This is a genomic window from Acinetobacter calcoaceticus (assembly GCF_051947995.1).
In the GTDB taxonomy this organism is placed as follows: domain Bacteria; phylum Pseudomonadota; class Gammaproteobacteria; order Pseudomonadales; family Moraxellaceae; genus Acinetobacter.
In genome coordinates this window covers 417,672-443,685 of sequence record NZ_JBLVVH010000001.1, presented here as the reverse complement: position 1 = coordinate 443,685, position 26,014 = coordinate 417,672, and the positions used below count along the sequence as shown (strand labels likewise).

The 26,014-nt window shown below is 44.8% G+C and carries 25 protein-coding genes; 10 read left to right on the top strand and 15 right to left on the bottom strand.

The window, feature by feature from the left end; all coding sequences use genetic code 11:
* The first annotated feature begins 8 nt into the window (after positions 1–8).
* The 8 genes from tssM (at position 9) to ACNQO6_RS02135 (ending at position 8,920) form a co-directional block, all read left to right on the top strand.
* Positions 9–3,818 (top strand): type VI secretion system membrane subunit TssM, encoded by a 3,810-nt coding sequence (tssM, locus tag ACNQO6_RS02170; protein ID WP_009514727.1) that lies wholly within the window; start codon positions 9–11, stop codon positions 3,816–3,818.
* Positions 3,819–3,855: 37 nt separating this feature from the next.
* Complete coding sequence (tagF, locus tag ACNQO6_RS02165; RefSeq protein ID WP_440207956.1) at positions 3,856–4,815, top strand: type VI secretion system-associated protein TagF; 960 nt, start codon at positions 3,856–3,858, stop codon at positions 4,813–4,815.
* A 2-nt stretch (positions 4,816–4,817) separates the two neighbouring features.
* A complete protein-coding gene (locus tag ACNQO6_RS02160) occupies positions 4,818–5,585 on the top strand; it encodes an OmpA family protein (protein WP_440207955.1) in 768 nt (255 codons plus the stop codon).
* A gap of 33 nt (positions 5,586–5,618) precedes the next feature.
* The gene (locus ACNQO6_RS02155) at positions 5,619–5,882 is read left to right on the top strand and encodes a PAAR domain-containing protein (RefSeq protein WP_016651954.1); all 264 of its coding nucleotides are present in this window, start codon (positions 5,619–5,621) and stop codon (positions 5,880–5,882) included.
* 167 nt (positions 5,883–6,049) lie between these two features.
* Complete coding sequence (locus ACNQO6_RS02150; RefSeq protein WP_440207954.1) at positions 6,050–6,484, top strand: hypothetical protein; 435 nt, start codon at positions 6,050–6,052, stop codon at positions 6,482–6,484.
* A 351-nt stretch (positions 6,485–6,835) separates the two neighbouring features.
* Positions 6,836–7,606 carry a molybdate ABC transporter substrate-binding protein gene (modA, locus tag ACNQO6_RS02145; protein ID WP_440208068.1) on the top strand — a complete coding sequence of 257 codons (771 nt, stop codon included), beginning with the start codon at positions 6,836–6,838 and terminating at the stop codon, positions 7,604–7,606.
* 4 nt (positions 7,607–7,610) lie between these two features.
* Positions 7,611–8,306: a molybdate ABC transporter permease subunit gene (gene modB / locus ACNQO6_RS02140; protein ID WP_440207953.1), complete on the top strand. Its 696-nt coding sequence runs from the start codon at positions 7,611–7,613 to the stop codon at positions 8,304–8,306.
* Positions 8,303–8,920, top strand: a complete 618-nt coding sequence (locus ACNQO6_RS02135) for an ATP-binding cassette domain-containing protein (RefSeq protein WP_440207952.1) — start codon at positions 8,303–8,305, stop codon at positions 8,918–8,920. The genes modB and ACNQO6_RS02135 overlap by 4 nt, the downstream gene beginning before the upstream one ends.
* Here the strand turns inward: ACNQO6_RS02135 and ACNQO6_RS02130 are convergent.
* A complete protein-coding gene (locus tag ACNQO6_RS02130; RefSeq protein ID WP_016651958.1) occupies positions 8,915–9,181 on the bottom strand; it encodes a metal/formaldehyde-sensitive transcriptional repressor in 267 nt (88 codons plus the stop codon). The genes ACNQO6_RS02135 and ACNQO6_RS02130 overlap by 6 nt on opposite strands.
* Before the next feature lie 56 nt (positions 9,182–9,237).
* Between ACNQO6_RS02130 and dmeF the strand changes: the two genes are divergently transcribed.
* Complete coding sequence (gene dmeF, locus ACNQO6_RS02125) at positions 9,238–10,221, top strand: CDF family Co(II)/Ni(II) efflux transporter DmeF (RefSeq protein WP_440207951.1); 984 nt, start codon at positions 9,238–9,240, stop codon at positions 10,219–10,221.
* Positions 10,222–10,267: 46 nt separating this feature from the next.
* On the opposite strand, the gene chrA is transcribed toward dmeF, so the two are convergent.
* The 11 genes from chrA to ACNQO6_RS02070 all read right to left on the bottom strand — a co-directional run bounded on the left by chrA (position 10,268) and on the right by ACNQO6_RS02070 (position 21,138).
* Entirely contained in the window at positions 10,268–11,620 is a 1,353-nt protein-coding gene (gene chrA / locus ACNQO6_RS02120; RefSeq protein ID WP_440207950.1) for a chromate efflux transporter, read from the bottom strand.
* Between the two features lie 2 nt (positions 11,621–11,622).
* The gene (locus tag ACNQO6_RS02115; RefSeq protein WP_440207949.1) at positions 11,623–12,546 is read right to left on the bottom strand and encodes a chromate resistance protein ChrB domain-containing protein; all 924 of its coding nucleotides are present in this window, start codon (positions 12,544–12,546) and stop codon (positions 11,623–11,625) included.
* Positions 12,547–12,652: 106 nt separating this feature from the next.
* A complete protein-coding gene (locus ACNQO6_RS02110) occupies positions 12,653–12,940 on the bottom strand; it encodes a DUF971 domain-containing protein (protein WP_440207948.1) in 288 nt (95 codons plus the stop codon).
* Positions 12,930–13,922, bottom strand: coding sequence for a HEAT repeat domain-containing protein (locus ACNQO6_RS02105; protein WP_440207947.1), 993 nt, complete (start codon positions 13,920–13,922; stop codon positions 12,930–12,932). Before ACNQO6_RS02105 ends, ACNQO6_RS02110 begins: the two co-directional genes overlap by 11 nt.
* Positions 13,923–13,934: 12 nt before the next feature.
* Complete coding sequence (locus ACNQO6_RS02100; RefSeq protein WP_440207946.1) at positions 13,935–14,756, bottom strand: ABC transporter ATP-binding protein; 822 nt, start codon at positions 14,754–14,756, stop codon at positions 13,935–13,937.
* 1 nt (position 14,757) lies between these two features.
* The gene (locus ACNQO6_RS02095) at positions 14,758–15,600 is read right to left on the bottom strand and encodes an ABC transporter permease (RefSeq protein ID WP_440207945.1); all 843 of its coding nucleotides are present in this window, start codon (positions 15,598–15,600) and stop codon (positions 14,758–14,760) included.
* Between the two features lie 128 nt (positions 15,601–15,728).
* Entirely contained in the window at positions 15,729–17,138 is a 1,410-nt protein-coding gene (locus ACNQO6_RS02090; protein WP_440207944.1) for an ABC transporter substrate-binding protein, read from the bottom strand.
* Positions 17,139–17,148: 10 nt separating this feature from the next.
* Positions 17,149–17,394 (bottom strand): 4Fe-4S dicluster domain-containing protein, encoded by a 246-nt coding sequence (locus tag ACNQO6_RS02085; RefSeq protein WP_038345284.1) that lies wholly within the window; start codon positions 17,392–17,394, stop codon positions 17,149–17,151.
* A gap of 10 nt (positions 17,395–17,404) precedes the next feature.
* Positions 17,405–19,144, bottom strand: a complete 1,740-nt coding sequence (locus tag ACNQO6_RS02080; protein WP_440207943.1) for a fumarate reductase/succinate dehydrogenase flavoprotein subunit — start codon at positions 19,142–19,144, stop codon at positions 17,405–17,407.
* A 44-nt stretch (positions 19,145–19,188) separates the two neighbouring features.
* A complete protein-coding gene (locus ACNQO6_RS02075) occupies positions 19,189–19,941 on the bottom strand; it encodes a GntR family transcriptional regulator (protein ID WP_440207942.1) in 753 nt (250 codons plus the stop codon).
* A 252-nt stretch (positions 19,942–20,193) separates the two neighbouring features.
* Positions 20,194–21,138 (bottom strand): LysR family transcriptional regulator, encoded by a 945-nt coding sequence (locus ACNQO6_RS02070; RefSeq protein ID WP_440207941.1) that lies wholly within the window; start codon positions 21,136–21,138, stop codon positions 20,194–20,196.
* Between the two features lie 92 nt (positions 21,139–21,230).
* Here ACNQO6_RS02070 and ACNQO6_RS02065 point away from each other — a divergent pair, with 92 nt between their 5' ends.
* Entirely contained in the window at positions 21,231–21,872 is a 642-nt protein-coding gene (locus ACNQO6_RS02065; protein WP_440207940.1) for a LysE family translocator, read from the top strand.
* A 46-nt stretch (positions 21,873–21,918) separates the two neighbouring features.
* Here the strand turns inward: ACNQO6_RS02065 and ACNQO6_RS02060 are convergent, their stop codons facing one another.
* From ACNQO6_RS02060 to epsC, 3 genes are all read right to left on the bottom strand, one after another.
* Complete coding sequence (locus ACNQO6_RS02060; protein WP_440207939.1) at positions 21,919–23,892, bottom strand: family 2A encapsulin nanocompartment cargo protein cysteine desulfurase; 1,974 nt, start codon at positions 23,890–23,892, stop codon at positions 21,919–21,921.
* A complete protein-coding gene (locus ACNQO6_RS02055; RefSeq protein WP_199949319.1) occupies positions 23,867–24,799 on the bottom strand; it encodes a family 2A encapsulin nanocompartment shell protein in 933 nt (310 codons plus the stop codon). The genes ACNQO6_RS02060 and ACNQO6_RS02055 overlap by 26 nt, the downstream gene beginning before the upstream one ends.
* Positions 24,800–25,034: 235 nt before the next feature.
* Positions 25,035–25,991, bottom strand: coding sequence for a serine O-acetyltransferase EpsC (gene epsC / locus ACNQO6_RS02050; protein WP_150953190.1), 957 nt, complete (start codon positions 25,989–25,991; stop codon positions 25,035–25,037).
* Between the last annotated feature and the right edge of the window lie 23 nt (positions 25,992–26,014).

Sequence of the window (26,014 nt, the reverse complement as noted above, 5' to 3'; positions counted from 1 at the left end):
AGAACTCAATGTATACCATTTTAGGTTATCTGTGGCAGTACATCACTAATCCTAAGGCAATCATTGCTTTGTCCTTGTTTGTGGCGCTTATTTCTTCATATTCGTCTATTCCGCGTCATATCTTCTGGGCGTTGGCAGCGACTTATGCGTTGGGCCTGATTGTGTATGGCATTTACTGGTTGATCCAGCGTAAACGCCATGCTGAACAGGGTGAAGAACTGGCCAATGCGATTGAACAGGACAGCAAGGCTGAGTACGGACAACAAAAAGATAAAGCCGAATTACAGTTAATCCAGCAACAGATGAAAGAGTCGATCCAGTTGATTCGCAAATCCAAACTGGGCGATAAAAAGGGCAATGCGGCTTTATACGAATTGCCTTGGTATATGGTGATTGGTAACCCGGCTGCAGGTAAGAGTTCGGCCATTTACAATTCCGGATTAAAGTTTCCATTTGAAGAAACCCATCAAAAGATGGTCTCTGCAGGTTTGAGTGGTACACGTAACTGTGACTGGTTCTTTTCTACCGAAGGGATCTTGCTGGATACTGCAGGCCGTTATTCGGTGTACTCGGAAGACCATTCTGAATGGTTAGGTTTCCTTAATATCTTGAAGAAAAACCGTTCTAAAGCCCCGGTGAATGGTCTGATCGTGATTGTCAGTATTGCTGAACTGATTAGCCAAAGTCCTGAAAACTCCTTAAAACTGGCCAAGAATTTACGTGCCCGTATTCAGGATTTAACCGAGCGACTTGAAGTGGTGGTGCCGGTTTATCTGGTGTTCTCTAAAATGGACCTGATTGCGGGCTTTACCGAGTTCTTCGATTGTTATGAGTCGCAAGAATACAATCAGGCTTGGGGTGCAACCTTGCCTTACGAGCAGAACTCATCCCAGAATGCGGTTGAATTATTCGAGAAACATTACACGATTCTGTATGACGGTTTAAAGAGTGTAAGCACGACGCATTTGAGCCGCCGTCATTCGCAGAATATTTCTCCAAGTGTGATGACCTTCCCACTGGAATTCAAAACCTTAAAACCGGCATTAAAAAGCTTTATTGGTACTTTGTTTGAAGATAACCCTTATCAGTTCCAGCCGGTATTCCGTGGTTTTTATTTTACCAGTGCTTTGCAGGAAGGCATTATTGAAAGTCCAATGACGGAAAATATTGCACAGGAATTCCAGCTTCAGCAGGTTCCGCTCAATGGTCAGGACGGTCCGAGTCCATCACTTGCACCGAATCATGGTTATTTCTTGCAAGGCCTGTTTTCGAATGTAATCTTACGCGATAAGGATTTGGTGAAGCAGCATATCAATCCTGCGAAAAAGCGTCAGCGCTATATCGGATTCATTGCCGCATTGGTCGGTGTTTCACTGGTCTTGGGCGTATGGGTCTGGTCATATCGCAATAACCAGCAACTGATTGCCGATGTGCAGGCAGATCTGGATAAAGTGGTGCATCTGGAAAAAGCTTCTGGACAACAGCTTTCCACCCAGCTTGAAGCTTTACTGATCTTGCAGGAGCGTTTACAGCAGCTTGATGAGTTCAATGACCATCGTCCACTTAAATTCAGCTTTGGTTTGTATCAAGGCAATCAGTTACGCGAGAGCTTAAAGGCAGAATACCTGAAAGGGATCAAGCAGATTGTCCTGACGCCGACCCAACAGAATATTGCACAATACCTGCAACGTGTTAAGAACAATGAAGCAACCCTGAAAGCCAACCATGTCAATGTGGAAATCAAACAGGTTGCCAAGACACAGCAGTATCTGGAGCCTTCGGATACCAATCCGCAAGATGCCTATAATGCATTAAAAGCCTACTTGATGATGAGCAATCCGGAATATATGGATAGCAGTCATTTAAGTGATCAGGTGTCACGTTTCTGGCGTTCTTGGCTAGATGCCAACCGTGGCCAGATGCCACGTGGTGAAATGATTCAGGATGCGGAAAAAATTCTTTCTTATGCCATGACCTTGGCCAATCAGGAAGGTTTCCCGATCCTTGAAACAGATGCGCAAGTGGTTGATCAAACCCGTCAGGTGTTATTGTCTGTCATTCGTGGCATGCCAGCGCGTGATCGTGTCTATAATGAAATCAAGATGCGCGCAGCGGTACGTTTCCCGGCGGTGACCGTTGCACAGATTGTGGGTGAGCAAAACCGTTCAATTGTGCTGGGTAGCTATGCATTACCAGGTGTATTTACGCAAAAAGCTTGGGATGAATATGTCGAAAAAGCGATTGATGAAGCGGCGAATAAACCAACAGACAGTAAAGACTGGGTGTTGAATAGCCGTCAATCTGATGATTTGACCTTCTCGGGTAGCCCGGAGCAGATTCGCAAGCAACTGGTGGCCTTATATAAGCAGGAATATGTGACGGAATGGAAGAAATTCCTGAGCGGTATTTATTATGCTAAAGCCGATCAGTTTAGCCAGCAGGTCAAGACCATTGATATCTTGGGTGAACCTCAAAACTCGCCGATCCGTACCCTGTTACAACGGATCGCGATCGAGACCAACTGGGATAACCCGATTGTTCAAGCTGAACTTGCTGTCCCTGAAAAAGGCTTTGTGGCCTGGTTCAAGCGTAAAGTCTTGAATAATTCGGATGATAGAGCAGCGGCTCAAGCTATGGACCGTGCGCAAGGTGCAATTTCTCAAGAGTACCAGATGTTCTATCAATTGGTGCGTAAGCGTGATGATTTGCAGGATAAGTCGCTGTTTGATGAGTACATGAATAATCTTGCGCAAGTCCGCAGCAAGTTCAATGATCTGAAAACTGCAGGTGAGATTGGCCCAAGTGCGATGGCTTTAGTGAAACAGACCATCAATGACCAAACCTCGGTTTTCAACATCACTCAGAAATATGTGGATGAGAAAATGATGGTGGGTCTGAAGGATACTGACCAGCAGTTATTGCAAAAGCTGTTGATGGGACCGTTGACTCAATCATTTGCCAGCTTGATTGCACCGACACAAGATGAGTTAAACAAATTGTGGGGTATTCAGGCCTATCAACCATTTAAAACCAATTTGAGTCAGAAGTATCCATTTAACTCAAGTGTGACTTTACAGGCAACCAGTAATGAAATTGGTCAGATCTTTGGTGAAACAGGTAGCATTGCACGCTTTGTCAAAGAAGCCTTGGATCCATTTGTAATTCGCCGTGGCTATGTGTTGACTTCTAAAACCTGGAAAGATCTGGGCATTAGCCTGAACCCGCAATTTGTGATGGCGTTCCAGCAATATGTGGCGCCAATCAATGGCATGGCGACCGGTAGTCTGGATCAGCCAGCCGCTGCGCCTGTGTCAAATCAGTCGAACTTTCAGTTCTATCCATTACCGAATCCACAGTACTTGTCGTACACCATTGATATTGATGGTCAGCGAATGGTGTTTGAAAATGGCATTCAGCAATGGGTGAACTTCGTATGGCCGAATCAGGGAGCGATTCCAGGTGCGCGTATTACTGCCGTCGATCTTGAGGGCAAGACCCATACTATTTTCGAAGAGCCGGGTGAATATGGCATTAACCGTTTGATCGATGCGGCACAGCGTAAAGAGCAAAATGGTAGCTTCGAAATGACCTGGACCAGCAAAGCTGAACCATCATTAACCTTAAAAGTGAACTTCCGTCTGATTAGCGGTAATAGCTCAGGCAATATCGGTTCGAGCCGTGGTTATGCAGGCTTGCAACTGGTAGATAAAGTGGTGACAGAGAAAGCAGTACGCGTGGTTTCTGCGCAAGCAACACCTGCGGGTGCTGCACCGAAGCCACAACCGGCTGCACCTGCTCAGCCAGGAGTCACACCGTAATGTTAGGGATAATCACGGAATATCAGGAGGGGCTGGGATGCAACAAGTGAAGACCACACCTTTGTATTACGGAAAGACACCCGCTCGGGGTGACTTTCTGAAGTCCAAAGGGCAATATGCGTTGATTCAGGTGCTTGATCAATGGATCACGGAAGCACTTGAACATGCCATGCGAGCGCCTGACTTTAAACAACGTTATGAGTCTTTACCAGCGCTGGATTTCTTTATCGCCAATCCTGCCGAGCCGATGTTTCTGGCAGCCAACCTGATTGCCAGTCAGGACAGCTCAGGGCGAGCATTTCCAATGGTGTTAAGCCAACTGCTGGAAGTCGAACAACCTTATCAGAATCTATTGTTGGCGCCGTATTATTACAAATCGGTACTGGTTGATCTGTTTCAGCGTAATCGGGTACTTCGCAGTATCCGTGATACCAATATCATGCTGGAAAAGCTGAATAATCTACCCAACGTGGTTCAGTTATTTACCTCGACCGAATGCAATGGTTTCTATGAAAATCATACCATGCACTCATTTGCACAATTGATGAAGATCAATGTCTATGAACTCGCACAAAGCATGATTGGTTTGGGATTGCTATTGCAGCCGATTTTAAAGAATGGCACCAGTCGCTTAAATAAGGTGTTGATCCTGCCGATCAATAACCATATGTATTGTTATGAAATTGCTGCCTTCTGGGTTGGCATGATTGGACGATTCTTAGGAATTAACAATACCGAAATCCTGATTGGCATCTTGCACCGGGAGGAGCCGATTCTATTTATTGGTTTCCAGGGTGCAGACATCCTGGCATTGAGCGATATCTTTACCCAGAATATGCAGAGTGAACATTGGGTTTCATTGATTCAGGCGCAATGGATTGATGCTTATCTGGAGCAAAATGCGGGCCTTGCGACACTCGAACAGTCACTTTGTCAGCGTCAGATGAGCCTGAGTCAGGGCTTAAAGCTATTCCGACAAACTTTTTTAGATGAATAAATATGAGAAATAATTTGAAATCTGTATCGGCGGGTTGGGTCTTTGCTTTAACACTCTTAGGGCAAAGTGCTGTGCTCAATGCAGCTCCGATCGTGGTGGAAGGTGTAGTACCAAACGATGCCAGCAAACAGGCAATTCTGGTCAAGATGCAGTCGGTGTATGGTGCCGATCAAGTGGTCGATAAAATTCAGGTCCGTCCAGTCTCAGCGCCAAATGGATGGAGCGATTCCGTAACGCGTGTGATTACACCTGACTTGAAAAAGGTCAAGCAGGGGCAATTGCGAGTCAGAGGAATACAGGTTGAATTAACAGGAAAAATGACGGATCCTAATGATATTCAACCGACCACCAATAATTTTCAGGCTTTGGTCCAGCAGCCTTATCGTTTTAATGCGCAGCTTTCTGTGAATCAGGCAGAGCAAAAAATTATTGATGATGCATTGAAAAACCGAATTATCGAATTTGAGTCTGGGAGTGCAATCCTGACCGCGGCAGGGCAACAGATTCTGGATGAAATGGCGGTGGCTTTAAACAAGGTGGGCGGCAAGAAAGTCAAAATTATTGGGCATACCGATAGTTCTGGTGATGCTACCAAGAATACGGTTTTAAGCCAGCAGCGTGCTGCAGCGGTACAAAGTTATCTGGTCAGTAAAAGTATTGCTGCTGACCGTTTGAGTACCGAAGGCAAGGGCTCTAGCCAGCCTGTTGCGGATAATGCAACGGCAGACGGGCGTCGGAAAAACCGTCGGATTGAATTTGAAGTGCTTTAACAGTTTAAATACCTATAGGCGAGGGATGTGATTATGGCAACACCCTATATAGTTGTTGGTTGTCCAACCACAGGCGGTGGACAGGTGATTAGCGGCAATAGTAGCTTCTTGATTGAAGGAATTCCGATTGCCTGTGTCGGTGACAAGGCGACTTGTCCTAAGCATAAAACGGTTGCTACGATTGTGGCGGGTGACCCCAATATGCAAGTCATGGGCAAAGCAGCAGCACGTGTCAATGATCCCTTATCTTGTGGTTGTAAATTATTACCGAAGCAGAACTTAGCTGTGAAAGGTTAAAACTTTTTAAAGCTCTTGGAATGAACAAAGGGCTTTAAAATTTAATTTATCTCGGCAAGGTCACTGGTTAGAGTAATAATTTAGTCATTGCATCAGGCTCAACTAAACTGTGTATTTCGCATTTTACGGGACAGGTCAATGCTTGATTTCTTGGATGAGCATGGCTGATGTTAAAACAATTACCTATACTCTTATTGATGGCTTTTCTTGGAGGCTGTAAAGAAAAGCAAACCGAAAATTTTAATTATGAATTTTTAGGTCATCAGCTTTGTGCTCTAAAAACAAGTGAGATGAGCGCTGCTAATGAGTTTGGATTGTTAGATAGTTCATTTAAGTATAAAGAAAATGTTTTTGATGAAAAATTATCGATTGATCTATATGGCGAAAGTTTAAAAAATTTATCGAATAAACAAAGTAATTATATTTTCTGTATTGATACTTCAAGCATAAAAGCAGGGACTTTGGAGACACAGATCAGATTGGAAATTAAAAAAGGAAAGTATTTGAGACAGTATGAATTTATAAATTATTCATGCCTGTCGGCACGTAATTCTATGTTGAATCTATCAAAAAATGAAATGATAAAAATATGTAGCTTCTAGATGAGGCTAAGTAAAGTCCAATATGATGATGTTTAATGAATTGTTATTAAATTTTTAAAAGATTTTATTTCTTCTAAAACTTTTTCCAATGAGCTTAATTTTCACGCCAGTAGCGATGGGTTAAAAAACTAGAGCTTTGCGGGGACCAATCATTGATGTCGAAATGCTGCATTGAGTAGCTATAAAACTTATTTTTGCACCCAAAGTCGCGATCTTGCCACTTTTCAGCGCCATACTCGTCTTTAAACAAATGAAGGATAAAGCCTAACTAAACTGGCGAAATGTTATTTTTAGTGTATCTTTATTCAGCGATATATTTTTAAAAACATATCGAAATCTGAGGACAGGATGATGACAATAACGATGAAAAAATTAGGTCTATGCAGTGCCATTTTCGGGGCGGGATTATTGATTCAGACCCCTGCATTTGCTGCCGAATCAGTTACAGTATATGCCGCTGCCAGCTTAACCAATGCAGTGAATGAACTCGATGCAATCTATCAAAAGAAGAATAAAACCCAGATCAAGACCTCATATGCCGGTTCCTCTACTTTAGCCAAACAGATTGAAGCAGGTGCGCCAGCTGATGTATTTATCTCGGCTGATACGCAGTGGATGGATTATTTGCAAAACAAACAATTGCTTGCTGCAACAGATCGCATCAATTTATTGGGTAATCGTTTAGTGATGATTACGCCTAAAGATCGGCCGATTAAATTAAAAATGGATAAAAGCTTTGATCCAGCTAAGGTGATTCAGGGCAAGCTGTGTACAGGCGATACCAAAAGTGTGCCTGTAGGGAAATATGCCAAGCAGGCATTGAATTCGCTGGGCTGGTGGGACAAGGTTCAATCTCGTCTCGTGGAAACAGAAGATGTCCGTGCTGCCTTAAACTTTGTAGCTCGCGGTGAATGTCAGGTCGGTATTGTCTACGCAACTGATGCTGCCATCAGCAAAGATGTGGTTGTAGCCGGTATCTTCCCTGAAAATACCCATCCAGCGATTATTTATCCTGTAGGACTGATCAAGAAAAATATCGAATCGATTAAATTCTATAAGTTTTTACAAAGTGGGCAGGCCAAAGCCGTATTTAAAAAATATGGGTTTAGCGTGTCGCAGTAATTGAATGATGATCCTCAATCTCGAAGAAATTGAAGTTCTTAAGCTGTCCTGCAAAGTGGCAGCAGCGTGTCTGGTGTTTAGCCTCATTCCTGCAACTTTAGTGGCTTGGGTATTGGCCCGAAAAGAGTTTTGGGGAAAATCACTATTTGAGACCTTGGTGTTCTTGCCTTTGGTTTTGCCACCTGTGGTGCCGGGCTACTTGTTACTGCAATTGTTTGGTAATCGCGGATTATTCGGACAATATCTGGCACCTTTCGGTTTAGAGTTTGCCTTTAACTGGAAAGGGGCAGTATTGGCCTCGGCGGTCATGGGCTTTCCCTTGTTGGTACAATCGATTCGACTGGCGATTGAACTGGTCGATCAACGTTTGGAAATGGCCGCAAAAACCTTGGGCGCATCTTCCCTTGGCGCTTTTATACAGGTGACCTTGCCATTGGCCAGTAGCGGGATTTTGGTGGGCAGTATTCTGTGTTTCTGTCGTAGTCTGGGAGAATTTGGTGCAACCATTACCTTTGTTGGCAATATTGCTGGCGAAACCCGGACTTTACCGTTGGCAATGTATAGTTTGATGCAGCAACCCGATACCGAAGCTGCGGTATGGCGATTGATTATCTTATCTTTATCGGTGGCATTCTTTGCCTTATGGTTTGCACAGTGGTTCAATCGATATCAGAAAAATAAGCGTGGGTATTCAGCATGATTGATTGTCATATACAACTGCAACAAGGACAATTCTCTCTGGATCAACGTTTTCAATCTGATCAGACAGTAATTGGTTTATTTGGGGCTTCCGGTTCGGGGAAAACCACGATATTGCATAGCATTGCCGGATTAATCCGACCGCAATCGGGTTGGATTAAAATTCAGGATCAGATCTGGTTCGATCAAGCTCAAAATATTCATCTCAGTACGCAGCAGCGTCACGTGGGCTTGGTTTTTCAGGATGCACAACTGTTTCCGCATAAAAACGTCAAACAGAATTTACTGTTTGGTTTTAAGCATATTGCACCACAACAACGTCAGTTTGAAGTGGACTATATTGTTGAGTTACTCAAATTGCGACATTTGCTGGAACGTATGCCGATTAAGCTGTCTGGAGGCGAAAAACAGCGAGTAGCTTTGGGACGAGCATTATTATACTCGCCACAATTGCTGCTTTTAGATGAGCCACTGTCTGCACTGGATACGGCGCATAAAGCCGAGATCATTCCTTTTTTTCAACGTGTCAAACAGGAAATCAAGATCCCGATGTTATATGTGAGTCATGATCATGCCGAGATCGAGCAACTGAGTAAGACGATCTGGTATTTATAGATAGCGTTGTAATAAGGTGAAAAACTTTTCTACTTCTTCCTCATCGACATGATCAGCACCTTTTAATACATGTTCTTTTAAGTGTTGTTCGATCAACTGGTTCATTAAACCATTCACTGCACCTTTGACTGCTGCAACCTGCTGTAGAACTTCTATGCAAGAACTTTCAGGATTGGTGAGCGATTTCTCGACTGCTGCGAACTGTCCCTGAATCCGCTTAAGACGATTTAAAATTTTCTTATCTTGATGTAGGTGAGACATACTTTTTTTCCTAAAAAAATATATACTAGGGGGAGTATATTGGAAGACTAAAATAAATGCAGCATAGTAACCTAGAACGACGTCATTCTCATCAGTTTGATCAAGGAAATCCTTTAGCGCAAAAAAGAATTTTAATTGCCACCCTTTTAACTGCAGTGATGATGGTGCTGGAAATTCTGGGCGGCTGGTTTTTTAATTCGATGGCTTTACTTGCCGATGGCTGGCATATGAGCTCGCATATGCTGGCCTTGGGACTGGCTTATTTTGCTTATCGTATGGCACGACATTATGCCCACGATCAACGCTTTAGTTTTGGGACCTGGAAAATTGAAATTCTGGCGGGATATAGCAGTGCGATTTTACTGATGGTGGTCGCGCTGTTGATGGGGATTCAGTCACTGGAGCGCTTATTCAATCCGGTCACCATTCATTTTAATGAGGCGATTCCGATTGCGATTATTGGCCTGATGGTCAATCTGATTTGTGCTTGGTTATTACATGAAGATGGTCATGATGATCACCATCACCATCACCATCACCATCACCATCACCATCACCATCACCATCACCATTCGCATAGCCACCACCATGAAGCACATCAACATGCTCATGACCATCATGATTTAAATCAAAAAGCTGCATTTCTGCATGTAGTTGCCGATGCGGTAACCTCTGTTCTGGCCATTATTGCCTTATTTGCAGCCAAATATTTCGGCTGGAATTTTCTGGATGCTTTGCTTGGAATTGTGGGGGCATTGCTGGTGGCGAAATGGTCTTGGGGGTTGATGCAGGAAACGGGAAAAACCTTACTGGATGCCGAAATGGGTCATCCTGTGGTTGAAGAAATACGGGAGGTGATTGCCGGGTTTTCACAGGTTGATATTACCGATCTGCATGTGTGGAAAGTGGGGAAAGGCAAGTTCTCGTGTATTGTCGGTCTGGAAACGACATTGACCGATCTTAATCCTGATCAGGTTAAAGCCGCGCTGGCGATTCATGAGGAAATTGTGCATGCCTCAGTCGAAATTCATCATATTTAAGATTGAGTGACATCGAGTAGGATTTTGCGCTACTCGATGCATCTGCTTAAGCACCGATATATAAGATCAGGCCACAAAAGGCTGAGGCAAATATCACATACAACACATTGATCTGGAATTTGAATAAGGCAATCAGCGCTGCAAGGGTAATAAAGGCTGCTTCATAATTAAATGGGTGGTTAAAGCCCTTTGGCCACAGCACATGATAGCTAAAGAATAAAGCCAGATTTAAAATGACTCCGACCACGGCGGCCGTAATGGCGGTGAGGGGGGCCGTGAATTTCAGTTCATTATGGGTTGATTCAATGACTGGCGCGCCTGTCAGAATAAATACAAATGAAAATAAGAAGGTAAACCATGTGACAATTACAGCGCCGAGTGCACCTGCTAAAAACAGCTGTTCAGCACCTAATACAGCATGATTGTACGCCCCTAGAAAACCCACGAATGCCACCACCATGATCAGAGGACCGGGAGTACTTTCACCCAGTGCCAGACCATCAATCATTTGAGTGGGACTTAGCCATGCATAATAATTGACTGCACCTTGGTAGACGTAGGGCAATACAGCATAAGCACCGCCAAAAGTGAGTAAGGCGGCCTTGGTAAAGAACCATGCCATCTGGGTATAAGTATGGTGCCAACCCAATCCCAAAGTTAAAAGCAACATCGGCACACACCAAAGTAATGCTGCAATGAACAGGATTTTGACGAGATTGCGCCAGCGGAAAATGGCATGGGCTGGCGTTGGGGTATCATCATCAATCAGGGCAGTTCCATAGCTTTTATGACTTTTTTGATGGGCTGCCTGAGCCGTAAATAAATCCGGTTTTTTCCTGCTGAGCAGATAGCCGGTCAAGGCAGCTGCTAAAACGATCAGGGGAAAAGGAACATTAAACACAAAGATGGCAATAAATGCCGCAGCGGCGATCCCCCACATAAACGGATTTTTAAGTGAGCGACTGCCAATACGATAAGTGGCATGAAACACAATCGCCGTGACTGCGGGTTTAATGCCATAAAATAGACCTGCAATGATCGGTACATCACCAAACTGTACATAAATCCAGGACAGGGCAATCAGGATAAACAGTGACGGAAGTACAAACAGAATTCCTGCCACCAGCCCACCTGCTGTTCGATGCATGAGCCAGCCAATATAGGTGGCCAGCTGTTGTGCCTCGGGACCGGGCAAGAGCATGCAATAATTCAATGCATGTAAGAATCTTTTTTCAGAGATCCAGCGTTTATTTTCGACCAGTTCCTGATGCATCACTGCAATCTGGCCTGCCGGTCCGCCAAAACTGATAAATCCCAGTTTAAGCCAGAACAGGAAGGCTTGCCAAAAGGGTACAGCGGCGATGGGCTGATCGAGCTCATTGATTTGTTTTTGTTGCATGATCATTCTCGAGAAAAATTGGCATAGAGGCCATCAAACACATAATTAGAGAGTTCAAGTAACTGATCATCATCCGTAATTTTAGTTCTTAAGCCCTGGATGACTTTTTCAATTCCGATTGCTTCGGGGGGCTCCACACCACCAACATCAAGAAAATGCACGATTTCCGCAATCTGCTTTAAAGCAGAGTGTTGATGCAGAGCAAAACTGTGCAATAAGGTTTCAAACGTGACCCAATGATCAATATGACTAAAGCGGGCGCCATCAAAATCAAATCCTAGGGCAGTGGCTGGGCAATCGTTTGGTGTGTCTAACCAGATGAAGGTTGCCTCAGGGTCAATAAAATTCTGGATGAGCCAGGCGGATGCTAAACGATCAATCCATGGTCGTTTTCTTGTGGCCCAGACCCTGTTTTGAAAGTCTTGTTTGCTTAGTACTTGAATATCGTCGTATAGGGCATGCGGTTCATCGGTTTCACCCAAACGTAAAATGCTCTGTTCAACTGCATTAAGTTCCCGAACCGTTTGCTGCTGTGCTTCGGTTGGGAAATAGTCAATTTCAATTAACGCATCGAGCTGCTTGCGTAGCTTGCGGATCTGTTTCAGCAGTTCTTTTTTATCGGTCTGATTGAGTGCCTGTCTTAGCTGGCTGAGCTGCTGATAGAGCGCTTCATAGTCTTCTTTTCGGTTAAATAGCTGTACGAGATCCAGATGTTCTGAGGCAATGGTTTGAAATAGATAGGCACTGCCTTGTTCTGCAATTAGATTTTCAGCAATCGCATCAAACTTTTCTGAATGCTCTACAGGCAGAATATATACCCCATCTCTTAGTGTGGCTGCACCGCAGGCTTTGAGTGATCGCCATACCCGCATTCGCGTTGTGGTGTTCTGGGTGGGGAGAGAGGAAATGAGTAAAGTTATTTTCATGTAATATACTCAACTTATTTGTTAAATATATTACACTTAAATTTTGGTTTATAAATCTAAAAAATTCATATCCTTTTAGGGTTTGTATATAAGTTATTTGAATGTTTTATGACAGATTCAAGGCTTTTAAAAATGCCCAGGGAAAGATACCTTGGTCATGTCCATCATCAAAACAGATTTGAATGCCGTAACCCTGTGAGTAGATTGCAGAGATGGCGACATGCTCAGGATATTGAATTTCTTGCTGACGTAGGCGTTTGGCTCGACAAAATCCGCAAGGACAACTGGCTCTCAGTTGGGCATGGCTAAACTGCTTTTCTGTGCCATCCTGCCAGGACAGCAACAGGCGTTGCTGTTCGGTATCGACTTTAAGCTGATCTGGTTTAAGCGACATCTTGTTTCTCCTGAATCAGCGCCAGCCCGATACGAATCGATTTGCGTACTTCGGGATCTGGGTCTTCCGCATGTTGCAATAAAATATGCTGGGCCTGTTCTCCACCAATTTCCCCTAAGGCAATCGCCACTTCTTTGCGCAAGTTACTGATGTCATGCTGGAAATTTTCCTGAAGTTTGGCAATCGAAGCTTTGGAGCGAAGTAAGCCTAAACTGCGGGCCACCGCAATCCGTACTTGCCAGTAAGCATCATCCAACTGTTGCAACAGTGGCTGTTCTAATTCGAAGGCTTTTAGTTTTCCAATGGTCAAGGCAGCTTCGACCCGGAGTTGCCATGCTTCGGCGGTAAGAGAACGGTGTAAGGCCGATAAAATTTCGGACGTTAAAACTTGACTGGCTGCCAATCCGCCTGTGGCGATACGACGGATTTCAGCATCAACATCAAACTGGGCAATTTGTGCCAAAGCAGATAATCCCTCAGCTTTCTGCAACCAGCTTAAGCTGCTGACGGCTTCCTTACGTACCAAAGGATTGACATGTTGTAGCTGTTGCAAAATATCATCAAACAGCTGCTCAGCGCGTAATTCCTTAATTGCTCTTAACACTGAAGCAAGCACAAAGTCATCTTGATGCCTTAAATAACTTGCCAAATGCCCAGCCGATGCGGAGTGTTTAATTTCACTTAAGCTTTGCGCGGCTGCAACACGTACATTTTCATGGGGATCGCTCAAGGCTTGAGCCAAGGTATTTAAAGACGTTGCATCCTCCCAGCCCTCTAAGCGGGTGGCTGCCAACTCACGCACCTTGCTGGCAGGATCATGTAACACTGCATGCTGTAACCAAGCCAATAATTCGGTTTGTTCCTCATCGGCAATATTCATCAGTGCGACAAAGCGGATATTTTCATCGTCCTGATTCAGTTGAAGGAGATAATCGGCATAATCCGCATCAATATCGGTCAGGAGAGGGTAATTTAGATTCATCTTTTATGCTTCCTAAACAGCGGCTTTCTGATTTAAACCGAGTGGATTTAACCGGCTCAGTTCGGCTTGGGTGGCCTGTTTTAATACTTGAATGCAATGTTTTTTAATTTGGGTAAATTCAGTCGAAGTTACCAGATCAACATGTCTTGGGCGGGGGAAATCCAGTTTGATTTCTTCAATAATACGTCCCGGACGATGACTCATGATCAGGACCCGATCCGCCAGAAATAAGGCTTCATCAATATCGTGGGTAATGAACAGCACCGAGGTCTGAATGCTTTGCCAGATTTCAAGTAGCAGTTCCTGCATCTTTAAACGGGTTTGCGCATCCAGCGCGCCAAAGGGTTCATCCATCAGCAATACACGAGGCTGATTAATCAACACGCGTGCAATTTCAACCCGCTGTTGCATGCCACCGGATAACTCGGCAGGATATTGATGTTCAAAACCTTTTAAGCCGACCAGTTCAATCATTTGTGCTGATTGTTCTTGTCTTTTAGCCTTGGAAATTCCTTTCATTTTTAAGCCAAAGCAAACATTGTCCAACACACTTTTCCATGGAAATAGGGTGTGTTGCTGAAATACCAAACCACGATCCGAAGAAGGTTTTTCAATAGCTTTTTGATCCAGCAACATGGTGCCTGAACTGATCGGTAAATGACCTGCCAGTGCACCAAGCAACGTTGATTTACCGCAACCCGAAGGGCCTAGTAAACAGACAAATTCACCCGCCTGAACGTCAAAAGAGACCTGATCCAGTGCCTGAAAGCGTTGTTTATCCTGACCCAGATGCAGGTTGATATTGTTTAAATGAATATGACCGTACTGACGCATGTTATGCCTTCCTTAACTGATACCAAGGGGTAAGTTTTTTACCGAGATAGCGCAGAAAAGCACTGCTGAACATGCCTAATGCGCCAATCAATAGCATGCCGACAATAATGTCTGCGTAGTTTTGCAAGGTGAAGGATTCCCATGTGAAATAGCCAATCCCAAGCTGACCAGAGATCATTTCAGCCGTGACCAGACAGAACCAGCAGGTACCCATGCCAATCGCGAGACCTGTGGTGATACTCGGTAAGGAACCCGGAATAATCACTTCGCGCAAGATGGCAAACTGACCCGCACCTAGACTTTTGGCGGAAGCAATTAAACGTTGATCTACGCCTTCAACGCCATGAATGGTATTGAGCAGGACTGGAAATAACGCACCTAAAAAGGTAATAAAAATCATCGAGGCTTCTGATGATGGAAACATTAGAATGGCCAAGGGAATCCATGCCACAGCTGGAATCGGACGCAAAATTTCCAAGGGTGGCATCAATAGAGCCGCCAGCGTTTTGGAATAACCAATCAATAATCCTAAAATGACACCAACCACGGAGGCGAGCAAGAAGCCAATCAGAACACGAGCAATACTGGCTTTGACATGAGCAAGCGCGGTATCCAGTTCGACAAAAGCAACTAAAGACTGAATCACCTCTCGTGGCGAAGGCACATTGGCAAAATTGATTAGCCCTAAATTCAAATGATGCTGTGAAGCCAGTTGCCAAAATACCAGACTGATCACCAGTGACAAGGCACCTAAGCTGTATGAAATGACACGACTTTTTGAAAATATCAGCACAGGGCGGATTGCCTTAGACTGAATCGGTTGGGTATCCGCTAAACTATTCATATTGTTTTCTCCTGAATCTCAAAATCCCCCTAAATCCCCCTTTTACAGGGGGACTTTTCACGAGTCTAAAGACTGAATAAGATTCGTGAGGCTCCTCCCTTTCTAAAGGGAGGTTGGGAGGGATTTGATCACTTCACCAACTTTTGAGCATGATTAAAGTCATAGACTTTGCCGCCATGTGCTTTGGCCCAATTGTTGGCATCTCCACGTAGTAAGAAGGCACTGATCTGACCGTTTTTATCGGTTGCATACCATGCCAGATTCGCCAGTAATTTGATTTTTAAATTACGGTCTTGGTTGTACACCACACGGATGTTTTTACCGCTCTGCTTTAATTTATTTAAATCTGCAAAGGCCGTTTCAGGTGTAGCATAACTACGCACTTGGGCTTCACCTTTCACCCAAATTTGTGTGACCCGATCAAAACTCTGAATCGGTTTTTGCGTCAGGGCATCTTTGGCAACGAGAGGGGATTGAGCGTAATTTTTGAGCTGTTGCGCGTAATTCAGGCCGGCACTCTGAAAGGCTTTTTTGATGTATTGCTCATCAATGAATTGATTGACATTAAGATCAACATCATCACGACCCAGATATTTCAGGGTATCGACTGCGGTTTGCGTGGCACGTTTGTATTCAGGTTTCCAGGTCAGGTCACGGGTCTGTACGCCGAGAGGTCCATGAAATAAATACACCACTTCGGCAGGGATACCTGTTTTGGCTGCGATCAGTTCACTATATTTTTCAGGTTGTTTACGGATCAGCTGATCGGCTTCAATGGTCGCGCGTAAGTAGGCCTGAATAATTTCTGGATATTGTTGAGCATAGGATTTGCTGGCTAAAGAACCATGAAAGGTTGGGGTCTTGGCCTGTGCGCCGTCATAAATTTTGCGGGCAAAACCTTGGTAGGGAAATAATTCTGCAAAAGGGACGAAGTCGGCATGGGCATCAACCTTATTGCTTTTCAGGGCTGGGCCTGCCACTTCAGGCGCTTGGGCAATAATTTTGACATCCTTTTTCGGGTCCCAACCTTGTGCAGCAATGGCGCGCAGTAATAGACCATGTGCAGTTGAAGCAAAAGGGACCGAAATGGTTTTGCCTTTGAGTTCCTGAATCGAAGTGATTTCCGAATCCACAGGAACCACAATGCCGTTACCACTTCCCGTGGTACTGCCAGAAAGCACACTCAGGAAAATACTTTCTTTACCTGTCTTTTTAAACGCGACATTGTTATTCACCGCTGGGAAGTCTGCCATGGCGCCAATATCCAGACGACCAGCCACCATTTCGCTGGTTAATGGTGCTCCAGAAGTAAAATTTTTCCAGACAATATCGTATTTGACATCTTTATATTTACCTGTTTTTGGCAAATATTTGGGTAGTAGATTTAACTCGCGAATCAGCAAGCCGCCTGTGGCACAGTTAATGGTGGTATCTTGGGTACCAATGGCGATGCGGATATTTTCTGCATGTGTCGGGCTAAAGATCAGCAGTAAACTACTGCTTAGAATCAGGCTTTGGGCCAAGTGGTTAAGTCTCATGTGGTTCCCCTCATTTAAGTAAATATGGAATGTTGACCTGAATGGCATCGGTCGGGCAGTCCTTCTCGCATGGCATGCAATACCAACATTCATCAAACTGCATATAGGCTTTGTTGCTGACCGGATGGATTGCCAATAAGTCCATTGGACAGACATCCACACAGACGGTGCAGCCCTTGTCCGCAATACATTTGTCTTCATCCACCAACACAGGTGCGGCAGTGCGGTGGGCAATTTCTTTAAAAATAAAAGCCATGTGTTATTCCTTATTCGACTGTCTCGGCGACGAATTTTTTATTAATCCGTAACAGGTTGTAGGCGTTGGCCTCATCTTGCTCAATCGGGATCAGATAGGGCTCAACTGCTTTTTTGAAGCTGATCATGTTGCCGTGCTGATCCTTTTTCAGATGAGCATGACAGAACCAGTCCCGATCATTTTTTTCAGGGCAATCTGCACGGTAGTGATAGAGACCCCAGCGACTTTCTTCACGAAAGAGCGAGGCCCGTGCGGCCATTTCGGCACAGTCACGAATCACAGCGACTTCGGCAGCACGCATCAGTTCATGGGGATGACTGGCATTGATCTGGTCGATATCGGCTTTGATTTCCTCAAAGCGTTTCAGTGCAATCTCAATTTTCTGTCGGGTTTTCGGTGGCTGTAAGTAGTCGTTGACCATACGACGCAACTTGTATTCCACTTGTTCCGGTGACAGCCCTTCTGGACGGTGTAAAGGCGCAAAAATACGGGTTTTTTCAGCTTCAATTTCTTGCGCATTCAGTTCTGAATCGGCTTGTGCTACGACATATTCAGCGGCATTGACCCCAGCAAACCAGCCATAGGTAAAGGCACCGAGCATGTAGTTATGCGGAACAGCGGCCATATCGCCTGCGCTATACAGGCCTTTGACCGAGGTCTCGGCTTTTTCATTGACCCATACCCCAGAAGCACTGTGACCACTACAGAAACCGATTTCTGAAATCTGCATTTCCACCATGTCTTGTCGGTAATCGGTGCCACGACCTTCATGAAAACGTCCACGACTTGGGCGTTCATTGCTATGTAGAATTTCTTCAATGGTTTGAATGGTTTCCTCGGCCAGATGGTCCATTTTTAGGAACACCGGGCCATTGCCACTTTGCAGTTCCTGATAAAATTCCCACATCATTTGGCCTGACCAGTAGTCACATTCAATAAAGCGTTCACCTTTGCTGTTGGCGGTATATCCCCCCAAAGGACCGGTCACATAGGCACAGGCAGGGCCGTTGTAATCTTTAATCAATGGATTGATCTGGAAGCATTCCAGATTGGAGAGTTCAGCCCCTGCATGGTAAGCCATGGCATAGCCATCGCCGGCATTGGTTGGATTCTCATAGGTGCCCATTAAATAGCCAGATGCTGGTAGGCCCAAACGTCCAGCAGCCCCACAACATAAAATCGCAGCCTTGGTCTTGATCACATAGAAATCACCCGTACGACAATCAAAACCGAGTACGCCGTTGATGGCGCCTTCGGCATTTTTCAGCAGGCGGGTGGTGACAATGCGGTTATTGATCTTGACCTGAGCACGTTTCAGTTGGCGATACAGGACTTTTTTAATGTCATGGCCTTCAGGCATCGGCAGTACATAAGCGCCCATGTGATGGACTTTTTTGACCGCGTACTCACCGGTTTCATCTTTTTCAAATTTCACCCCCCATTGATCCAGTTGCTGAATGGTGGTGAAACTGTGTTTGGCATAGGCATAGACGGTGGCTTGATTGACAATGCCATCATTGGCAATGGTAATTTCCTTGGTGTATTGCTCAGGTGTGGCATAGCCTGGAATGACGGCATTATTCAGGCCGTCCATGCCCATTGAAATTGCGCCACTGCGTTTCACATTGGCTTTTTCAATCAGTAAAACTTTCAGGTTGGGGTTGGCTGTTTTGGCTTTGATGGCTGCCATTGGGCCAGCCGTCCCCCCACCGATGACGACAATGTCATAGTCCAGTGTAATCGTATTCATGTTGTGCCTTTTTGAGTGCGTTTTAATTCACACGGTTGCTGATGTTAGGTATTTCTTTTTCGATCGACCCTTAAACGGTATTGGAAAATCTCTCCCGAGAAGTAGAGATATTCGAAGTCAATTGGATGTCCGGCATGATCGTGAGTCAGTCGCTCCACTCTTAATAGTGGTGCATTGATATCGACTTGCAGCAGTTCACTGAGTTCTTCATCAGCCAGGGTGGCGTCAATGTTTAAATCGGCATGTCCCAAGGCAATGGATAAATCTTCTTCAATCGCTAAAAACACATCGCGCGTGGAGAGATTGATCTCTTGCAAAGCTAAACCAATCGATTCGGGTAAATAGGTTAGTTCAAATGAAACGGGTTTGCGGTTAAGCAGGCGAATACGTTTGATTTCCACCACGGTACTGTTCACTGAAAGTTTTAATTTCGATGCAATTTGCGGTGTGGCGGGAATAAAGCGAAATTCTTTGACCACGTTAAACACCTCATGTCCCATATTGGTCATGGCTTCTGCAAAGCCTTGTAGCTGGGAAATGTTTTGGAAGGTTTTCGGTGCGCTGACGAAAGTACCTTTGCCTTGAATCTTGTAAACCAGGTGTTCGAGCTGAAGTTGATTGAGTGCCTGACGAATGGTGATACGACTGACATTAAATAATTCACTCAGTTCTTTTTCAGATGGCAATTGCTGATGAATCTGATAGCTCCCCTCGACGATCTGTTGCAGCAGGGCCTGATAGACTTGATCATACAATGGGCGTTCGCCACTTACTTTATTCACAATCGGTTGGTTCATTGCACTTAAACTTGTTATAACAACTTGGTTGTTAGATTAGCGATTATGCAAAATGAAGAAAAATAACTTATGCAGCAAAAAATATCTGTTTTTGTGCATTGTCTATTGCACAGGATAAAAATAAAGATGCTTTTTATCGTTTTATAAATGGATGATTTCAATTTAGATATAAATGAAAATCAATATTTTAAGATATATTGATTTTCATCTGGTTTGCTATTGACGCCAGATTTATAAATGAAAGTGATCGTTTTAGCTTGGCGTATTTTGCGGAAATAAGACTGGTTCTGCGGCTAATTTTTCCGCCAGATATTGAATGAACACACTCAATTTAGGTGGAACATGACGGGTAGGTGGATAGAGCAACCATGCACCACCACTGTAATGGGTTTTAAAATGCCAATCAGGTAAAACTTGAACCAAACTCCCTTGTTCTAAGGCATGGCGTGCCACGAAGTAAGGTAAACTGGCAATGCCTAGATGCTGTAAAGCGGCACTGAGACGCACGCCGGTATGATTGGCTGCATAACGACCACGGACTGGTACCGTAATCGATTTCTGTTCTTGCTGGAATTTCCACTTCGAATCATTGGGCTGTTCACCCAAATAAATACATTGATGCTGCCTTAAATCATGTGGATGTTGCGGGATACCATGTTGCTGTAAATATTCAGGTGTGGCACAGATTAAATGATCAATATCAATCAGTTTCCGTCCCATCAAACCACCCGGTGGCTGTTCGGTAATACGAATCGCCAGATCGACTCCATCATCAATCAAGTCAATATAACGGTCTTCCAATAGCAATTGAATATCAATTTGAGGATATAGTGCCAGGAATTCGGGCAAATGTGGATGCAGCATAAAATGCCCAACGGCTTTGGGCACACTGATCCGAATTACGCCTTGTGGTTCAATATGAAACTGTCCCGAGCTTTCCATTACTGCCTGTGCCGCATTGACCATGTCGACACAGCGTTCATAGACCTGTTGACCACTTTCACTTAAGCGCAGTTTACGTGTGGTGCGATGCAATAAGCGTGTACCTAAGGCCCGTTCTAAACGGGCAATGGCGCGGCTCACGGCAGAAGGGGTAGAACCGAGCTGTCGTGCCGTTTCAGAAAAGCTTTCCGTTTCGACAACTTTGACAAAGGTTGCCATTTCATTTAACAGAACCAGACTTTGATTTGTGCTCATGAAGCAAAAGTTATTTGGATTTTGATTGGATTATCGCGCTTTAAAAATCGCAATACAATCTTTTTCCTGTAGTCATGATGGAGATAAATCAAATGTGGCAGTTGTATGGACATGAGTTTCTGGCCTTGGCATTGATCCATTTTATGGCAGTCGTTTTACCGGGTCCTGATTTTATTATTACAGTACGGCAGAGTGTGCGATATGGCTATTTAATTGGCTGTATCACTGCAATCGGCATTGGTGTCGGCATTTCGGTACATGTATTTTATACCTTGGTAGGTGTGGGTGTGCTGATCCAGCAAAGCGTCTGGTTAATGTCGCTATTACGCATAGCTGGGGCGGCTTATTTGATTTATTTGGGTTGGCAATGTTTACGTAGTCAACCGAATGCCAATCTGGATATTCTGGCAGGCGAAGCGCTGGGCAAACCGAGCTTAATCCAGGCCTTTAATATGGGCTTTTTGACCAACGCGTTGAATCCGAAAGCGACCGTGTTTTTTCTGGCGATTTTTACCACGATTGTGAGTCCGACCACACCGTTAAAGGTTCAAATCGGTTATGGCATCTGGATGTGTCTGGTGAATGCATCATGGTTCATTTTAGTCAGCATCATGTTTGCACAACCGATTGTACGGAAACGCTTTTTGGAGTTTGGCGTATATTTCGAGCGGGTGATGGGCGTGATCTTGAGTGCAGTGGCAATACGCTTGATCTGGAGCGTTGCCTTTGCCTGAATAGAAAAAAGACTGCACTGAGGCAGTCTTTTTTATTGCAGAGCGTTTAAGTACTGTGTTTGTTTCTGCTCAGTTGATGTAAGACTGATACCAGCAAATCAATTTCTTGTGTGGTGTTGTAAAATGCCAAAGATGGGCGCACCGTCTGTTCCACACCAAAACGACGCAAGATCGGCTGAGCACAATGGTGTCCTGAACGTACTGCAATGCCATGTTGATTCAGTGCCTTACCCACTTGCTCGGTTGAATAACCTGCAAGGGTAAAGGACATCACACTGGCTTTATTTCTGGCTGTACCAATTGGTCTCAAACCTGAAACCGTACTCAATGCATGTTGACCATATTCGAGCAAGTCATGTTCATAACGGGCAATATTATGAATGCCGAGGCGTTCCACATATTCCAGTGCAGCACCGAGACCAACTGCATCGGCAATATTACCCGTGCCTGCTTCAAACTTGTTTGGGGCAGGTTGATAAACCACTTGTTCAAAGCTCACATCCTGAATCATATTGCCGCCACCTTCCCACACTGGCATGGTTTCCAGAATTTCAGGTTTGGCATAGACTGCACCAATGCCTGTCGGTCCAAATACTTTATGCCCTGAGAATACAAAGAAATCGGCATCAATCGCTTGGACATCGGTTGGCATATGGGAAACCGATTGAGCACCATCAACCAAGACCCGTACACCTTTGGCATGCGCGATTTTGATCACCTCGGCGACAGGCGTGACGGTACCTAAGGCATTGGACACCTGGGTAATCGAGATCAGTTTGGTCCGTTCATTGATTAATTTTGGCAGTTCTTCCAGAATGATTTGACCGGTATCATCCACGGGAATGACACGGAGTTTGGCACCGACTTTTTTGCTCAGTTGGAACCACGGTACGATGTTAGCGTGATGCTCAAGATGCGACACGATGATCTCATCACCTTCAGCAATATTTTGTTCACCCCACGTTTTGGCAATCAGGTTAATGCCTTCGGTGGTGCCACGAACAAAAATGATTTCCTTGGATGATTTTGCCCCAATAAAACGAGCGACCACATTACGTGCATGTTCATAGGCATCGGTTGCACGTGCTGCCAGTTCATGTGCAGCGCGATGAATATTGGAATTTTCGTGCTGATAAAAATAGGCAATACGATCAATCACGCTTTGTGGCTTCTGCGTAGTCGCTGCATTATCAAACCAGACCAGAGGTCGACCATTGACGCGTTCTTGCAAAATGGGAAAATCACGACGAATCGCCTGAATATCCAAAGGTTGCGCCGCACTGGCAACAAACTGCGGTTGTGAAGCTTGGTAATTGCCATAGCCTGCATTGTGTTGTGGCAGATCCAAGAAGTAAAAGCCTGAAGTTGCATTATTTTGTGCTTGAGTTGAAGCTTGAGAATCTTGCTGCAACACACTTTTTTTTAGCGCATCGCCATGCGGCAATTGAAATGATTGTGCCGTCGCAAAACTGGCAGCATCAAATTCAGAGCTAGATGAGCTGGGTGCTGCAAAATCATTTAAAAAATAAAACGGCGATGCCTCGCTTATAGACGGACGAGAAGGCTCAACCAAAGGTACATTCGGTGCACTATGAATGGCCTGTGGAAAATTTGGTTCAATCGGTGGGCGAGGTAAATTCGCCCCGCCGACCACGGGCGCAGAGGCAATGGCACGACGTTCCGGATAATCGGGATAGTTGGGGATATGCTCAGGATATTCAGGATTCAAACTTTTTTCATAGGCAATATTGGGCGCACGACCACTTAACGCTGCTAAAGGTTCAGCAGGTTGGGGGTGATGGGGTGGAGTACCGATATTGGGCAGGTCCAGATTCAAACCAGAAGGATGGCCACTGCCAGAGCTTGGCAATGCAGCAAAAAATTCAGTGGCAAGCCTTGAAAGTGTTGCTTCATCCGGGAAGTTGGACGGTGGTTGAACACCGACCACTTCAGAACCCGTCGGATGACCTTGCCCAGCAGCTGTAGATGAAAGCTTACTTGTAGTTAACTGGGTAGTCATGATATTTGTCCACCTCCACATCTTCGAGTACAGCCAACGCATCCTCGGTCAATACCGCCAATGAGCAGTATAGTGAGATCAGATAAGACGCAATTGCATTGCGGTTGATGCCCATAAAACGTACGGAAAGACCAGGGGACTGCTCGCCTGCCAAGCCCGGTTGGAACAAGCCCACCACACCTTGACGTTTTTCACCTACACGGAGGAGCAGGATTTTGGTTTTACCATCTTCCACTGGAATCTTGTTGGATGGAATCAGTGGCACACCACGCCAGGTAATAAACTGAGAACCGAATAAACTGACGGTTGGTGGTGGCACGCCACGACGGGTACATTCACGACCGAATGCTGCAATCGCATCTGGATGTGCCAGGAAGAAACCGGGTTCTTTCCAGACTTTACGCAGTAAATCATCAAAGTCATCTGGTGTTGGCGGGCCATTTAAAGTTGAGATACGTTGTTCATCTGCAACGCTGGCCAATAAACCATATTCGGGATTATTGATCAGCTCGCTTTCTTGGCGTTCTTTAATGGTTTCAATGGTTAAGCGCAATTGTTCTTTAATTTGATCGTGCGGGCTGCTGTAAAGATCGGCAACTCGGGTATGAATATCCAAGACGGTAGACACACCATTCAAGAAATATTCACGCGGTTGCGCATCATAATCAACAAAGGTTTGCGGCAAAGTCGCTTCATCACGTTGCGTACATGCCACTTGGATATCATCGGTGTTGCTGACACGGTTAACACGATAAATACCTGCTTCAACAGGAATCCATTGTAATAAATGTGTGAGCCAGCGCGGAGTAATGGTCGAAAGTTGTGGAACGGTCTTGGTGGCGTTGGCAAGCTGTCTGGCTGCATGATCGCCAAGTGCAAGTTGGGCTTTGTCGTTGGTTTTTGCCATGAATCAATTTTCCTGTTGTTTTTTGGCTTTGTTAATAAAAAGGGTTGGTCTTATTACAATGTGGTTTAATCATTTATTGAATTAGACTAGTGCTGATTTATTATTTTTAAAAATATTAATATGAGATAAATAATGCTGTGTTGTGATTATATGACTCATAAGAATATATTTATAAAAAATAAATATAAAATACAAATATAGACGGTTTAATCTAAAAACCATCTGCTTCATTTAATTAAACTTTACTGTTATGCAAGGACTCGCTGGGGGATTGTAAAATCTGGCTGCCTGCTGCAACGCTATGGGTGAGCCAGACATTGCCGCCAATAATGGAGCCTTTACCAATGGTAATGCAGCCTAAAATGGTTGCACCTGCATAAATCACCACGTGGTCTTCAACAACCGGATGACGGGCATAATCTTTTTTCAGTGCGCCATCTTCATTGACTTCGAAGCGTTTTGCGCCGAGCGTGACCGCCTGATAGATGCGGACATATTCACCAATCACCGAGGTTTCGCCAATCACCACGCCGGTACCATGATCGATAAAGAAGCCTTTCCCGATTTGCGCTCCAGGATGAATATCAATCCCGGTGGCTGAATGGGCCAGTTCAGAAATAATCCGTGAGAGCAGCGGTACACTGTGATAGAGCTGATGGGCGACACGATGATGAATAATCGCTAAAATTCCTGGATAGCAGAGCAGTACTTCATCGACGCTATGTGCTGCAGGATCGCCTTCATAGGCTGCACAGACATCGGCATCCAGTAGACGACGGATGTCCGGCAGGGTGTTGGCAAAGTCCTGCACGATGGTCTGTGCCAAAGCGACTTGCTGTTCATATAGCAGCCTGTCGTTATTCGAAATGGGAACCGGTTTTACCCGACTTTTGGCTTCATAATTTAAAGCCAGTTTGACCTGTGCAAACAGGGCATTCAAAACCCGGTCAAGCGTATAGGCAATATAATAATCTTCTGTTTCCTGACGCAGCTCACTGGGTCCAAGCCGCATTGGAAATAGAATGCCGCACAGATCATCTAGTATTGATTTAAGCGCCTCTTTGGATGGAAGTTCGCGTCCACCAAATTCCTTGATACGGTGTTGCCGCTCCCGCCATTCGTGTCGTGCTTGTTGTAAGCCTTCGACCACCGGCTGTATTTTCCATTGGCTCACGAGAGTTCCTTGCAAAATGAGGGATTAAAAAAACATCAAGC